We start from the raw sequence: 14,267 nt of genomic DNA, 5'->3' as shown, positions 1-14,267 counted from the left end.
CCCTGACCCGCCATCTTCCTCTCGTCAGGCTTGCACGGTGCAAGCCCTCCCGGAGTTGAACACCATGTCTGTGATCCCCACCCCCGCCACGATCGACGACGCTCCCGAGGCATCGCGTCCCATCCTTGAAGCCGTCCAGAAGCAGCTCGGCGCCGTGCCGAACATCTTCCGGCTCGTCTCCACCAGCCCGGTTGCGCTCAATGCGCTGGCTGGCCTGCAAGGGGCGCTCGGCAAGGGCAAGCTGCCCCTTGCGACCCGCGAGCGTCTGGCGCTCACGATGGCACAAGCGAATGGCTGTGATTATTGCCTGTCGGCCCATAGCTATACCGGCAGCCGCTTTGCAAAGCTCGATGAGGCCGAGATCGCGGCAGCGCGAGCCGGCACATCGAGCGATCCCAAGGCCGCCGCGGCCGTGGCGTTCGCCCGGGCGCTGACCGCAGCGCGCGGTTCGGTCGCTCCGGCCGAGATCGAGAAGGTTCGCGCCGCAGGGTATGGCGACGCCGAAATCCTCGAGATCATCGCGCACGTCGCGCTCAACACCTTCACCAACTACGTCAACGAAGCGCTTGGCACCGAGATCGACTTCCCCCGCGTCGATCGCCTGGCAGCCTGACGCAGCGGCGCGCGGCCAAAAGCCCCTCCGGTCGCCCGCCCATTCTGTTCCTCAATGTCACGCCACAGGAGACCCGCATGAGCCGTCCGCCCCTACCTCCGTTCACCCACGAAAGCGCCGTTGAGAAGGTGCGCCTGGCCGAAGATGGCTGGAACAGCCGCGATCCTGCCAAAGTCGCGCTCGCCTACACGGTTGACACACGCTGGCGTAACCGCGCCGAGTTCGCGACCAACCGCGAGGAAGCGCAGGCGTTTCTCACCCGCAAGTGGGACAAGGAGCTGGAATACCGGCTCATTAAGGAGCTGTGGGCCTTCACCGGCAACAGGATCGCCGTGCGCTACGCCTACGAGTATCGCGACGATAGCGGCCAGTGGTTCCGCGCCTATGGCAACGAGAATTGGGAGTTCGCCGAGGACGGTCTGATGGCGCACCGCCACGCCAGCATCAACGAGCATCCGATCCGCGAGGAGGACCGCAAGTTCCGCTGGCCGCTCGGCCGGCGTCCCGACGATCACCCCGGCCTCAGCGACTTCGGTTTCTAGCGGGCCCGGTTGGGCACGTGGCATTCCCCATCCGAGGATTTGACCATGCAAATCTCTAAACTCGACCCGCGCACACGCCTGTCGATCGAGATGGCACTCGCGGGAGACAGAGGCGCCGCCGCCCTGATCCGCCAGCAGGACGACGCCGCGGCACGGATTGGCATGTGCGGCGCGGAGATCGACGCCGCGCGCGCAGGGCGGAGCTTTGACGTGCGCGGTGCGCGAGCACTGGAACTAGCGCTGGCCGTCAAGCGCAGCGACTATCGCAAAGTCCGATCACGCGCGATCCGGGCCGGCTTCGACGACGAGGCTTGCCGCGAAATCGAAGGCATCGCGATTGCTCATGCTTCCAGTGCGGAGGCGAACGGTCATGGCTAGTGTTGCGATCAGGCACCCGGCCCGACCGGTAAAGGCCTCTATACTGCGATCCCTTACAGGCGCCCTTGCACGGCTTCTCGACAGGCTGACGTCAAGCAGTCAGAAGTCCGATTATTACGGTGACATACTGCGGGAGGGACTGGCCGATGACGCGACGACCTTGATGCAGATGATCTGAGATACGGTGCGAGCGGAGGTTACGGATGGATCGATGGCAAGCGATGCGGATCTTCGCAAAGGTCGCAGAAACGGAAAGCTTCGCCGAAACGGCCCGTCTCATGCACATGAGCGCGCCCACCGTGACCCGCATTGTCGCATCGCTCGAGGATCTGATCGGCGCGCGCCTGTTCGTCCGCACCACCCGGTCGGTGAAGATGACTGAGGCCGGCACCCGTTATTTCGACGACTGCCGGCGCATCCTCGCCGATATAGCGGAGGCCGAGGCCGCCGCCGCGGGCTCCTATGCGACGCCTGCCGGCACACTCGCCGTCACCGCGTCGGCAATGTTCGGCCAGATGTATGTGCTTCCAGTCATGACCGAATATCTCGATACCTACCCGACGATGGGCGGTAGGACGTTTTTCGTCGATCGCCCCGTCAACATCGTCGAGGAAGGGGTCGATGTCGCGATCCGCATCGGGCATCTGCCGGATTCGGGCTTTACCGCGATCAGGGTCGGTTCGGTGCGCAGGGTGGTCTGCGGCTCGCCTGGCTATTTCGAGAAACATGGCGTTCCGTCCACGCCTGCGGACCTGAAGGCACACCGGGTTGCAGCCTCAACGAGCGCCTGGGCATCGCCCGAATGGCGCTTCGCCGGGGATCAGCGCGTGACGATCGACGCAATCCTTCAATGCAATACCAACGAGGCCGCGATCGCCGTCGCGAAGGAAGGCTGGGGCCTTACCCGTGTCGTTCATTATCAAATCGGGCCGGCGCTGATCGCCGGCGATCTTCAGATCGTTTTGGCAGATTATGAGGAACCCCCGCTTCCGATCCATGTCCTTTACCCGGAGGGTCGTCACGCCCCCGCCAAGGTGCGTGCTTTCGTCGACCTGGCGGTTTCGCGGCTACGCGAAAATCGGCTGCTGAACTAGCCGAACTAGACGATCCGGCACCTTTGCGCCCAAGCCTGAGGACTTGCACCATGCAAGCCCCCTCGGTGGGACCTGCTTGAGCGGAGCCCGAGGATGCAGAGTGGGACAGGCAACGCCGGTGCTAGCAGCGCCCGCTTGAGAACTTCTCGGTCAGCAGATCGATCAACACGCGGACCTTTCGCGGGACGTGTTGGCCTGGCGCACGCACGACGAAAATCCCGACGTCGGGCAAGGTGAACCCTGTCATGATGGGGACCAGCTTGCCCGCGTCGACATAGGGGCCGGCGATCATCTCGCCCATCGCCAGCACACCGAGGCCGGCTGCTGCCGCCTCGGCAAGGACATAGGCATTGTCCGCCTTGAACCTGCCTTGCGGATGTACCGTGAAGCTCTGATCCCCATCGCTGAACACCCAACTAGCGGTGCCGGCCGTGACGGCCGAGTGCTTCAGGATATCGCCAGGATATTCGGGGGCGCCATTCGCCACGATGTAATCAGGGCTCGCATAGAGCCGCATCGGCAACGAGCCGATCTTGCGGGCAATGAGATTGGAATCCGGCATGTAGCCGACCCGGATGGCGCAATCGAAGCCTTCGGCGGCGAGATCGACATATTGGTCCGAGAAACGTGTGTGAACGTTGAGTGCCGGATACCTGCGGGCAAAGTCGGCCAGCGCGGGGGCGAAAAAGGTGCCGACGGACGCCGGCCCCGCGATGCGGAGCAATCCCCGAAGGTCGCCATTGGGCGACATTTCCTCGCGTGCTGCGTCGATCTTAGCGCAAATGTCGGCCGCCTGATCACGGAACGATATACCGGCTTCGGTGAGCACCGCGCCGCGGGTCGTGCGCGCGAGGAGTTCCGCGCCCAGTTCCTGCTCGAGCCGCAGCAAGCGGCGGCTTACGATCGACTTCGCCAGACCAAGTCGACGCGCAGCGGAGTTAATCCCGCCAGCGTCGGCCACTTCGACGAACATCCTCAGATCCTCGATTTCCACGCCCGTCTCCCGCCGGCTGCGGCCACTTCTCCCCGGCGCCGAGTGTTCCTTCAACCGCGACACCGCGTAGCATCTTCGATGTCTAGTGGCGAGCCGTGGAGTGCCTCATTTCCAGGGCAAGCGGATGATCCATCATCCTGCTGCAAACAGGAGATGTCCTATGAATAACGTCCGTTATGCCCCGCTCGCTGGCCGACTTCTGATCGGTCTTCCGTTTATTCTTTTCGGTCTAGGTAAGGCGGCGACCTTCGGCGCAACTGCTGCCATGATCGGAGCAGTCGGCCTTCCGGTTCCTCCTCTTGCCGCGCTCGGCGCGATCACGCTCGAGATCGTTGGTGGCTCGCTGCTCGTCGCGGGCTACAAGGTGCGTCCGGTCGCCGCCCTGCTCGCCTTCTTCTCGATGGTCACGGCCTTCTACTTCCACAGCGACCTCGCCGACCAAAACACCTTCGTTCACTTCTTCAAGAACGTGATGATGACGGGCGGTCTGCTCCAGATCGTCGGTTTCGGTGCCGGCGCCTTCAGCCTGGACGAGTATCTGAGCAATCGCCGCACCTACTCGAGCCGGCTTGCCACCGCTCAGTAATCGCCTCCACCGATCGGCGCCTCGAGCCGGGCACACGGAACCGTGTGTCCGGCTTTGCTGCGTTCTGGGGCCCCGCCCGCCACAACGAAGTGTTCCCCAAAATGCGACCCCGTAGAACGATCTGGCTGTCTAGTGGCGGCCCTTCCGCTGCGCCAGCTTAGCTTCAGCAAGACCGAGATTGCTCCGGCACTCTCCCCACGAAGCGAAGGAAATTTGATGTCGACCATCACCGCCAACCCCAAGATCGCCCTCATCATCGGTTCGACGCGCGCCGCGCGCTTTGCCGACGTGCCCGCGCAATGGATGCTCAAGCAGGCCCAGGCCCGCGAGGATCTGGACGTCGAGCTGCTCGACCTGCGCGACTTTAACCTGCCCTTCTTCGACGAGGTCGCATCGAGCGCGTGGGTGCCGAGCCAGAGCCCCGAAGCGGTCCGTTGGCAGAAGACCCTTGCTGGCTTCGACGGCTTTATCTTCGTCGTCGCCGAATATAACCACTCGCTCACTGGCGCGCTCAAGAACGCGCTCGATCACGCGTACAAGGAGTGGAGCCACAAGCCCTTTACCGCGATCGGCTATGGCGGCGTCGGCGCGGCCCGCGCCATCGAGCATCTGCGCCTGATCGGCATCGAGATGCACATGGTCTCGACCCATGCGGCCGTCCATATCGGCGGCAGCGACTTCTTCACGATCTTCCCGGCCGTCGGCAATCAGCCGATCGAGTCGATCGAGCAGAACCTTATTCCTACCGCGACCGCGCTCGACGAACTGGTCTGGTGGGCAAAGGCCACCATGGCCGCCCGCGCCGAGACTGCCGGACGCGCCCAAGCGGACTGACCGCGCCCCAACTTCCCGACCTTGCCGCAACATCATGACGGGTCGCCGACAGCTGCTTCCCGAAGGAGAAGACTCGTGCCCACCATCAGCATCATCCGCGCAGCGAAGAGCGCTACCACTGCCCCCACCGTCGGCCGCGACGTCATCTATCGCACCAATGGTCGCGGTCATGGCGAGGTGTTCCGCCTAATAAGCCCGAGCGACCTGGGTGAACAGCTCAAGCCGTTCGTGTTCCTCGACAGCTTCGGCGGCGTGATGAGCGAATTCGCGGCCGCAGGCGGGATGCATCCCCATTCCGGGATTGGCACCGTCACCGTCTTCACCCGCGGCGACGTGCATTTCGACGACCCGGAGGCAGGCTCGGGCTACATCGGTTACGGCGGTGTCGAATGGATGCGCGCCGGTGGCGGCGTGTGGCACGGCAAAGAACTGTCGTCCGGCAAGTCCGAGCGCATTCACGGCTTCCAGCTCTGGTTGTCGCTGCCCGAGGAACTGGAGCTGGCGCCGGTCGACAGCCAATATGTCGAGGCGGCCGACATGCACCAGGTCGGGCCGGCCTATATCATCGTCGGGGCGCATGGCGGCGTCACCAGCCCGGTCAGGGCGCCTGCGGGCATCAACTACCTGCTCGTGACCCTCGCGCCCGGCCAGCGCTGGGACTACACTCCCCCCGCCGGCCACACGGTCGGTTGGCTCGCGCTGTCCAAGGGCAGCCTTGCAGGTCCCGCGTCCGCCTCGAACGGCGAGCTGCTCATCTTCTCCGAGCATGACGGGACGATCGCGCTCCAGGGCGGCCCGGACGGCGCGACATTCGTGCTCGGTTCGGCGATCCCTTCCCCGCACGAGCTGCACCTTGGCTATTATTCGGTGCACGCCACAGCCGAAGGATTGGTGACGGGCGAGCGGAACATCCAGGTGCTCAGGGACCAGCTCTTCTCGCTTGGCAACCGCCAGCGGGCCTCCGGGTCGACGCCGATCTATCGGGGCTGACCCCTCCCGCTTCCCTCGGTAGCGAGGCCTCCCCCGCCTCAGCCACACCGCAGCCAGGGCCTGCCCACCGGCCCCGGCTGCCCCCCCTTTTTCAAATGAACTTGGAGACTCCTCATGCCTTCTATCGGAATCATCGGCACCGGAATGATTGGCGGTGCCATCGCCCGGCGTCTTGGCGCCAAGGGCATTCCGGCGACGATCGCCAACAGCCGTGGCCCGGAAACGCTCGCCGAGCTGGTCGCGAAAGCCGGTCCGTCGATCACCGCCGGCACCCGTGAGGAGGCGGCGGCCAAGGACATCGTGTTCGTGTCCGTGAACTGGCCCAGGCTGCAAGGCGCGCTCGCCGGGCTGGACTGGAACGGCCGCATCCTCGTCGACACCAATAACAACATGCAAAAGCCGCCTCTGCCGCCAATCGATATTGCGGGTCGGGCGTCCACGTCGATCGTTCGGGAATGGGCACCTGGCGCCCGCGTGGTGAAGGCATTCAACCATCATGTCTTCATGAATCTGGAGAAGGCTCCTGACGCCGATGGCGGGCGGCGCGTGCTGTTCTACGCCGGCGATGACCAGGGTGCGAAGGCCGAAGTCGCGGAGCTTATCGATCAGCTCGGTTTCTTCGGACTCGACCTTGGCGATGTGGAGCATGGCAGCCGGCTGTTCCAGTCGCCCGGTGGTCCGCTCATCGCCCACGACCTCGTGAAGATCGACAACTCCTTCCCGTAAGGCCTGGTCCGGCGGGGGCGCCTTGCCGCTGCCGCTGGGTACGCCAATCGCAACTCGCGACGTCGGCTCGCGCCAGCCACCCACCCGCACGCACAGCGGGTCACGAAATAACGGACATCGATCTATGAATGCGATTTATTCCCCGTTCCAGCTTGGCCGCATCCAGTTGCAGAACCGGTTTGTCATGGCCCCCATGACGCGGGCTCGCGCCAACCCCGACGGCACGCCCGGACCGCTCGCCGCCGAATATTATGGCCAACGCGCCAGCGTCGGGCTCACGGTGACGGAGGGAACGCAACCGTCCGACGACGGGCAAGGCTATCCGCTGACACCCGGCATCTACACCAATGCCCATGTCGCAGGCTGGCGCGTGGTGAATGACGGGATCCATGCGCGCGGCGGCCATGTGTTCTACCAGCTCATGCGTGCAGGCCGCATGTCGCACCCTGACAACACTCCGCATCACCGGCAGGGCGTCGCCCCGTCCGCGATCGCGCCGGGCGAGCAAATCTACACGCTGGACGGTATGAAGAACATCCCGGTCCCCCGCGCGCTGACCACCGACGAGGTGGCGGCGACGATCAAGGACTATGCCTGCTCCGCACGGCGCGCGATCGAGTCCGGCGCCGATGGCGTCGAAATCCATGGCGTCGCCTACCTTGTCCACCAGTTCCTCGCTAAAAGCTCCAACCAGCGCACCGACCGCTACGGCGGATCGATTGAAAACCGGGCCCGCTTCGCGATCGAGGTGGCGCAGGCCATTGTCGCAGAGATCGGCGCCGACCGGACCGGCATCCGGCTTTCGCCTGGTTTCACCGGCTTTGGCCTCGACGTCGGCCCGGAAGGACCGGACGTGTTCCGCTATCTGGTCGGTGAACTGGACAAGCTCGGCCTCGCCTACATCCACATCGTCCATTATGGGGACGAGGACATCCTGCACGACTTCCGCAGAATCTGGCATCAGGCGATCATCCTCAACCGCCCGGCGCGCCCGCGCGACGAAATCGGCAAGGACATCGCGTCGGGCCTCGCCGACCTTGAATCCTACGGCGCACACATACTTGCCAATCCCGACTTCATCGATCACGTCGTGGCGAATGCGCCGTTCAACACAGCCGACCACAGCGTCTACTTCGGATACCAGCCGAAGGGCCCCGAAGCGGGATATACCGACTTCCCGACCCTGAAGGCGGAACAGGAAGGGGTTCCGGGATGAACCGGTTTCAGCGGTGGTCCGCTTCGCGAAGCACGCCGGCAAGCGCGAGGAGTTCAAGCGTGTCGCCGAGGACATGGATATGGCTGACGCGCGCCCGTCCAGCTCGGCTGCGCGAGCTCGACTGCGGGCAAAGCTATTCCGTTCCTTGTCATCCATGGATGCAGACCTTCAGCTTCATGATGCGAGAATCGGGACGGCGCCAAGCGCCCTGCTGCCAGTGGGGGGCTCAGCACATGTGGCGGTGCGCCCATGATGCGGATCACGATATTGCTCAGCGCCCATGTGGATCGCCACGCGCCGCGTCACGTGCACGGGGCCGGACGCCGAGCCCTCAAGGGGGCTGGCCGGACATGATATTCCTCGGCTGTGTGGATAGCACCAGCGCCATGCCGGTGCAGCCACCAACCCTGTCGTGCTGCCAGGTGCCGTTGCCCGGGCTCGCCCTTTAGCTCAGGCTGGGACGCGTCAGGGCGCTCCCAAATGGGCAATAGCTGCTTGAGTGGCCGTGCTCGTCCGCCGGCGAGCGCTTAAAGCCTTGCCGCAAGTGGGCATGAAAGTGGGCAGGGAGCGCTGATTTTCTCAAATTGACGGAAAATCAGAAGGTTCTGGCGGAGCGGGAGGGATTCGAACCCTCGAGGGGCTGTTAACCCCTACACACTTTCCAGGCGTGCGCCTTCGACCACTCGGCCACCGCTCCGTAAGGTCGGGGCACCTAGCGGGTGGCGCGCCGCCATGCAACCTGCCATGCTCATATCCCATGCATGCCGCCCTCGCTTTTCTCGCATTCCAGGCCGTCACCGCGCCCGCGCCACCCATCACCCCCAATGACGTGATCGCCGCCGCGCCGGCCAGCGCCTGGACGCGGATCGCCGACGACGCGCTGCTGGTGATCGAGCTCATGGGCGGGGCGCGGGTGGTGATCCAGCTGGCGCCCGGCTTCGCGCCGGCCCATGTCGCCAATATCCGCGCACTCGCCCGCGCCCGCTGGTGGGATGGCGAGAGCGTCTATCGCGTGCAGGACAATTATGTCGTGCAATGGGGCGATCCTACCGACAAGAAACCGCTGCCGGGCGGCGTCGCCGCCCGTCCGCCCGCCGAATATGAGCGCGACGCACAGGGCCTGGCGATCCGTCCGCTGGATGCGCCGGACGCCTATGCGCCGCGTACCGGCTTTGTCGAAGGATGGCCGGTGGCGGTGCGCGACGGGCGGGCCAGCCTCACTCATTGCTACGCGATGGTCGGCGTCGCCCGCGATCCGGCGCCGGATACGGGGAGCGGCTCGGCGCTCTACACCGTCATCGGCCATGCGCCGCGCCAGCTCGATCGCAACATCGCGCTGGTCGGCCGCATCGTCGCCGGCATGGAGGCGCTGTCGGCGTTGCCGCGCGGCACGGGCGACCTTGGCCTTTATCGAACGCCGGGCGAGCGGCTGCCGATCATCAGCGTGCGGCTGGCCAGCGACATGCCGGCCGCCGCGCGTCCTGCCTTCGAGGTGATGGACAGCGCCGCGCCGGCCTTCGCCGATTATGTGCGGTTGCGCGCCAACCGCCATGACGGCTTCTTCGCGGTGCCGGCCGGTGGCGTCGATATCTGCAACGTGCCGGTGCCGGTGAGGGCGGTGCGATGAGCGACGCCGTCGCCTACAAGATACTCACCGCCGATCAGTGGCGGGCGCTGGATCTCGACGGGCGCTTCGCGGGGGCGCCGGTCGATCTCGCCGACGGCTATATCCACCTCTCCACCGCCGCCCAGCTCGGCGAGACGGCAGCGAAGCACTTTGCCGGGCAGGATGGGCTGATCGTCGCCGCGGTGGACATCGCCGCACTTGGCGAGGCGATTCGCTGGGAGGTGTCGCGCGGCGGGGCGCTGTTCCCCCATCTTTATGGGGCGCTGACCAAGGCTGACCTGCTGTGGGCGGAGGCGATGCCGCTCGTCGAGGGTCGCCACCAGCTGCCGCGCGGCCTGCCTGCCGCCGCAGCCTGAATCCGCTTCACCGTCGACGCACCGCTCACTCCGGACCGGCCGGGCATCACCGGGGAAATGCGGGGAGCCTAGGCCGCCGCCGCTTCCTCGACCTCGTCGATGCGCACCCGCTCGGCCGAGGCGACCGCGTCCGCCGCCCTCAGCGCGGCGAGGATGCGTTCCAGCTGCTGGACGTCGCGCACCTCGAGGTCGACGCGGAACGTGTGGAACGCCGTGTCGCGATGGATGAGCAGCAGGTTGAGGATGTTCGCGCCGTGGGTGCCGAAGATGCCGGCGACGGCGCCGAGCGATCCCGGCTCGTTCTTGACGATGACGTGGAGCTGCGCCGTAGCCCCGTCCGTCTTTCCCCAGGACAGGTCCACCCAGTCGAGGTCGGGCGCGCGCGCCAGCGTCGGGCAATCGATGGTGTGGACGTCGACGCCTTCGCCCGGTCGGCGCAGGCCGACGATGCGGTCGCCGGGGAGCGGGTGGCAGCAGGTGGCGAGGTGGAAGGCGACGCCAGGGGTGAGCCCGCGGATCGAGATGGCATGGCGCGCCGGGCGGGCGCGGGTCAGCGCGTCGGCGCGCTCGCCGGTGCCGGGCATCAGCGCCTCCATCACCTCGGCGTCGACGATGGTCTGGCGGGCAATGGCGATCATCAGCGCCGTCTCGTCCGCCAGCGACAGGCGCTTCAGCGCCTGCGGGATCGCCTCGGCGCCGAGCGGGGCGGGGAGGCGGGCGACGATCTCGTCAAAGAATTTGCGGCCGAGCGCCACGGTCTCGTCACGTTCCTTCTGGCGCACGAAGCGGCGCAGCGCGGCGCGCGCCTTGCCGGTGACGACGAAGTTCAGCCAGCCGGGCTGCGGTTGCTGGGCGGCGGATTTGAGTATCTGCACCTGATCGCCATTCTGGATCTGGGTGCGCAGCGGCACGACGCGGCCGTTGATCTTGGCGCCGACCGTCTGGTCGCCGAGCCGGGAGTGGAGCGCATAGGCGAAATCCACCGGCGTCGCCCCCTTCGGCAGCTGGATCAGCTCGCCCTTGGGGGTGAAGGCGAAGATCTTGTCCTGATACATCGCCATGCGGGTATGTTCGAGCAGCTCCTCCGGGCTGTCGGCATGATCGAGGATCTCGACGAGGTCGCGGATCCAGCGCGCCTGGCCGCTGCTCTCCGCGTCGGGGTCGCGGCCCTGCTTGTAGGCCCAGTGCGAGGCAAAGCCATATTCGGCCTGGGCGTGCATCTCCTCGCTGCGGATCTGCACCTCGACGCGGGCATTGTCGTTGTGGATGACGGTGGTGTGCAGCGACTGGTAGCCGTTGCGCTTGGGCGTCGAGATATAATCCTTGAAGCGGCCCGGCACCATCGGCCAGCGCTGGTGGATGATGCCCAGCGCGCGATAGCAGGCGGCGGCATCCTCGACGATGACGCGGAAGGCCATGACGTCGGACAGCTGCTCGAAGCTGATGTGCCGTTCCGACATCTTGCGCCAGATCGAATAGGGGTGCTTCTCGCGGCCGGCCACTTCGGCGGTGATGCCGTTGGTGCCGAGCAGCAGGCGCAGATGGCTGGCGATGCGGCTGATCTGGTCGCCGCCGGCCTTCATCTGCTCCAGCCGGCGGGTGATCGATTCATAGGCTTCGGGTTCAAGCTCGCGGAAGGCGAGCGTCTGCATCTCCTTCATGAACTCGTACATGCCGATCCGTTCGGCGAGCGGGGCATAGATATCCATCGTCTCGCGGGCGATGCGGCGGCGCTTCTCCGGATTGGGAATGTGATGGAGCGTGCGCATATTGTGCAGCCGGTCAGCGAGCTTGACGAGCAGCACGCGGATGTCGTCGGACATCGCCAGCAGGAACTTGCGCAGGTTCTCGGCGGCGCGCTCGTTCTCGGTTTGCGCCTCGATCTTGGACAGCTTGGTGACGCCGTCGACCAGGCGCGCGACATTGGGGCCGAACAGCTTCTCGATCTGCTCGTGGGTGGCGACGGTGTCCTCGATCGTGTCGTGGAGGATGGCGGTGGCGATCGTCTCGTCGTCAAGGCGCAGATCGGTGAGGATGCCCGCCACCTCGATCGGGTGGCTGAAATAGGGATCGCCCGACGCGCGCTTCTGATTGCCATGCGCCTGCATCGAAAACACATAGGCGCGATTGAGCAGCGCCTCGTCGGCGTCGGGGTCGTAGCGGCGGACCCGCTCGACAAGTTCATATTGCCTCAGCACAGCTTTACATGGGGCTTGGGCGCACGCGCGCGCAACCCCATGACGTGCCAATTGCGCAACAGTTTTCGCGCTTTCCGCTCATGGCGCCGCATCGGCGGGCGGCGGCGGCGGCGGCCCCGGCAGGGGCTTTGAACAGTCGCGTAAAAAGGCGTACCGCGATCGGGTGCCCGAACCTGTCGATCCCCTGCGCGACGCCGTCGTCAACTGTTCGCTGCCCGTGGCGCTGGAGGCGATGGGGGAGCGCTGGTCCTTCCTGATCCTGCGCGCCGCGTTCAACGGCCTGTGCCACTTCGAGCAATTCCAGAGCACGCTCGGCATCGCCCGCAACATCCTCGCCAACCGCCTCGCCCGGCTGGTCAAGCATGGCATCCTCGCGCGCACACCCTGCGCGGACGATCGCCGCAAGGTGGAATACCGGCTGACCGAAAAGGGCGAGGCGCTGTTGCCGACGCTGGTCGCGCTGCGCCAATGGGGGGAGCGCTGGAATGCGCAGGGGCCGGCCTGCGCGGTGTTGGTCGATGCGCGCGACGGGCGCCCGCTCGCGCCGATCGAGGTGCGCGCCGCGGACGGTCGCCGTCTCGGCCTCGCCGACCTGCGCTGGATGCAGCCCGATGCTGCGGCGCCCACCGCCCGGGATTAGCGTCACCGCCGCGCGCTGGCCCGCTTGGCGCCGCAACATAATGTCGCGGACGGGCCTGGCCGGGGGTCCGCGTTTCGGTCGTGAAACAGGGGGCGCAAGCATGTCAAAGTTGAAACCATTTTCCTGCCCGTTGTGCCTCCGGCGCCAATTGACTCAGGATCGCGCGCCACCTAGCCCGGCGGGCATATGACGCCCCATCAGCACCTTGGCTCCGCGCTGCGCTGCACCACGCTTGCGCTCCTGCTGGCGCTCGCCGCATGCGGCGCCCAGCAACAGCAGGACGGCGCCGGCGGTGGCGGTGGCGGCGGCGGACGCAATGGCGGCGGGCGTCGCGGCGCCTTTGTCGGCACGCCGGAGGCGGGATACGTGGTGTTGAAGCGCGAGAGCGTCGCGCTGCCGATCGAGCTGTCCGGCCGTACCAGCGCCTTCGAAAGCTCGGACGTGCGTCCGCAGGTATCGGGCGTGATCAAGGCGCGGCTGTTCGAGGAAGGTTCGATCGTCAAGCAGGGCCAGACCCTCTACCAGATCGATCCCAGCCTCTATGAGGCCGCCGTTTCCCAGGCAAAGGCCAATCTCGCCAATGCCCGCGCCGCCGCGTCGGCCGCGCGCGCCCGCGCCGATCGCTACAAGCCGCTGGTCGAGATGGAGGCGGTCGCCCAGCAGGACTATACCGATGCGGAGGCCGCCGCGCAGCAGGCCGCCGCGCAGGTGCAGCAGGCTCAGGCCCAGCTCGACACCGCCAATGTCAACCTGCGTTTCACGCGCGTGCCGGCGCCGATCACCGGCCGGGTCGGCCGCTCGCTGGTCACCACCGGCGCGCTCGTCACCAACGGCCAGACGACGGCGATGACGAGCATCCAACGGCTCGATCCGATGTTCGTCGATATCCAGCAATCGGCCGCCGACCTGCTGGCGCTGCGCCGCGCCCTGAGCCGCGACGGCCTCACCCGCTCCTCGGCCGACGTCAAGCTGACGCTGGAAGACGGCAGCGCCTATGGCCCCACCGGCCATGTCGAATTCGCCGAGGCGCTGGTCGATCCGGCCACCGGCACGGTGACGCTGCGCGCCCGCTTCCCCAATCCGCAGGGCGTGCTGCTGCCGGGCATGTTCGTTCGCGCGCATATGAGCCAGGCCACCGCCACCGAGGCGATCCTGGTGCCGCAGGCGGGCGTGGCGCGCGATCCGCGCGGCAGCGCCACGGTGATGCTGGTCGGCCCCGACAACAAGGCGAAGCTGCAGCCGATCACCGTCACGCAGACGGTTGGCGACAAGTGGCTCGCCACCTCGGGCGTGAAGCCCGGCGACAAGGTGATCGTCGAGGGGCTGCTCAATATCCAGCCGGAAACGAAGATCCGTCCGGTGCCGGCCGGCGCGCCGCCGCTGCCGCCCCGCCGTCAGGGAGCCGGCGACGCCGGCAATGGCGCCGGCGGCAATCGCGGCGGGGGCCAGCGCGCCGGCGGATCGGCGGGCTGA

General features: G+C 66.4%; 15 protein-coding genes and 1 tRNA gene. 13 read left to right on the top strand and 3 right to left on the bottom strand.

The annotated features are described in order from the left end of the window. The first annotated feature begins 64 nt into the window (after window positions 1-64). From KOF26_RS12795 to KOF26_RS12780, 4 genes are all read left to right on the top strand, one after another. Window positions 65-613, top strand: a complete 549-nt coding sequence (locus KOF26_RS12795) for a carboxymuconolactone decarboxylase family protein (protein ID WP_216325456.1) — start codon at window positions 65-67, stop codon at window positions 611-613. A 77-nt stretch (window positions 614-690) separates the two neighbouring features. Further along, window positions 691-1,155, top strand: a complete 465-nt coding sequence (locus KOF26_RS12790) for a nuclear transport factor 2 family protein (RefSeq protein WP_216325453.1) — start codon at window positions 691-693, stop codon at window positions 1,153-1,155. 45 nt (window positions 1,156-1,200) lie between these two features. Beyond that, on the top strand, window positions 1,201-1,533 hold the full coding sequence (locus tag KOF26_RS12785; RefSeq protein WP_216325449.1) for a hypothetical protein: 333 nt from the start codon (window positions 1,201-1,203) through the stop codon (window positions 1,531-1,533). Between the two features lie 221 nt (window positions 1,534-1,754). Beyond that, window positions 1,755-2,627, top strand: coding sequence for a LysR family transcriptional regulator (locus KOF26_RS12780; protein ID WP_253201397.1), 873 nt, complete (start codon window positions 1,755-1,757; stop codon window positions 2,625-2,627). 121 nt (window positions 2,628-2,748) lie between these two features. On the opposite strand, the gene KOF26_RS12775 is transcribed toward KOF26_RS12780, so the two are convergent. Then, a complete protein-coding gene (locus KOF26_RS12775; protein ID WP_216325443.1) occupies window positions 2,749-3,621 on the bottom strand; it encodes a LysR family transcriptional regulator in 873 nt (290 codons plus the stop codon). Between the two features lie 160 nt (window positions 3,622-3,781). On the opposite strand from KOF26_RS12775, the gene KOF26_RS12770 reads away from it, so the two are divergent. From KOF26_RS12770 to KOF26_RS12750, 5 genes are all read left to right on the top strand, one after another. Further along, window positions 3,782-4,207, top strand: coding sequence for a DoxX family protein (locus tag KOF26_RS12770; protein ID WP_216325440.1), 426 nt, complete (start codon window positions 3,782-3,784; stop codon window positions 4,205-4,207). Between the two features lie 216 nt (window positions 4,208-4,423). After that, window positions 4,424-5,041: an NADPH-dependent FMN reductase gene (locus KOF26_RS12765; RefSeq protein ID WP_216325436.1), complete on the top strand. Its 618-nt coding sequence runs from the start codon at window positions 4,424-4,426 to the stop codon at window positions 5,039-5,041. A gap of 75 nt (window positions 5,042-5,116) precedes the next feature. Next, window positions 5,117-6,031: a pirin family protein gene (locus tag KOF26_RS12760; RefSeq protein WP_216325433.1), complete on the top strand. Its 915-nt coding sequence runs from the start codon at window positions 5,117-5,119 to the stop codon at window positions 6,029-6,031. A gap of 114 nt (window positions 6,032-6,145) precedes the next feature. Further along, window positions 6,146-6,757 carry an NADPH-dependent F420 reductase gene (locus KOF26_RS12755; RefSeq protein ID WP_216325431.1) on the top strand — a complete coding sequence of 204 codons (612 nt, stop codon included), beginning with the start codon at window positions 6,146-6,148 and terminating at the stop codon, window positions 6,755-6,757. A 22-nt stretch (window positions 6,758-6,779) separates the two neighbouring features. After that, a complete protein-coding gene (locus KOF26_RS12750; protein ID WP_253201396.1) occupies window positions 6,780-7,973 on the top strand; it encodes an alkene reductase in 1,194 nt (397 codons plus the stop codon). 606 nt (window positions 7,974-8,579) lie between these two features. On the opposite strand, the gene KOF26_RS12745 is transcribed toward KOF26_RS12750, so the two are convergent. Next, window positions 8,580-8,670 (bottom strand) — tRNA-Ser (locus KOF26_RS12745). 60 nt (window positions 8,671-8,730) lie between these two features. On the opposite strand from KOF26_RS12745, the gene KOF26_RS12740 reads away from it, so the two are divergent. Further along, a complete protein-coding gene (locus KOF26_RS12740; RefSeq protein ID WP_216325429.1) occupies window positions 8,731-9,600 on the top strand; it encodes a peptidylprolyl isomerase in 870 nt (289 codons plus the stop codon). Next, window positions 9,597-9,956 carry a DUF952 domain-containing protein gene (locus tag KOF26_RS12735; protein ID WP_216325427.1) on the top strand — a complete coding sequence of 120 codons (360 nt, stop codon included), beginning with the start codon at window positions 9,597-9,599 and terminating at the stop codon, window positions 9,954-9,956. Before KOF26_RS12740 ends, KOF26_RS12735 begins: the two co-directional genes overlap by 4 nt. A gap of 68 nt (window positions 9,957-10,024) precedes the next feature. Here KOF26_RS12735 and KOF26_RS12730 read toward each other — a convergent pair whose 3' ends face one another. Further along, entirely contained in the window at window positions 10,025-12,154 is a 2,130-nt protein-coding gene (locus tag KOF26_RS12730) for a RelA/SpoT family protein (protein WP_216325425.1), read from the bottom strand. 232 nt (window positions 12,155-12,386) lie between these two features. Here KOF26_RS12730 and KOF26_RS12725 point away from each other — a divergent pair, with 232 nt between their 5' ends. Continuing rightward, window positions 12,387-12,794 (top strand): winged helix-turn-helix transcriptional regulator, encoded by a 408-nt coding sequence (locus KOF26_RS12725; RefSeq protein ID WP_216325647.1) that lies wholly within the window; start codon window positions 12,387-12,389, stop codon window positions 12,792-12,794. A 186-nt stretch (window positions 12,795-12,980) separates the two neighbouring features. Beyond that, on the top strand, window positions 12,981-14,267 hold the full coding sequence (locus KOF26_RS12720; RefSeq protein WP_216325423.1) for an efflux RND transporter periplasmic adaptor subunit: 1,287 nt from the start codon (window positions 12,981-12,983) through the stop codon (window positions 14,265-14,267).

Origin of the sequence: Sphingomonas quercus (assembly GCF_018863195.1) — a bacterium.
Lineage (GTDB): Bacteria > Pseudomonadota > Alphaproteobacteria > Sphingomonadales > Sphingomonadaceae > Solisphingomonas > Solisphingomonas quercus.
This window is presented reverse-complemented; position numbering and strand designations above follow the sequence as displayed.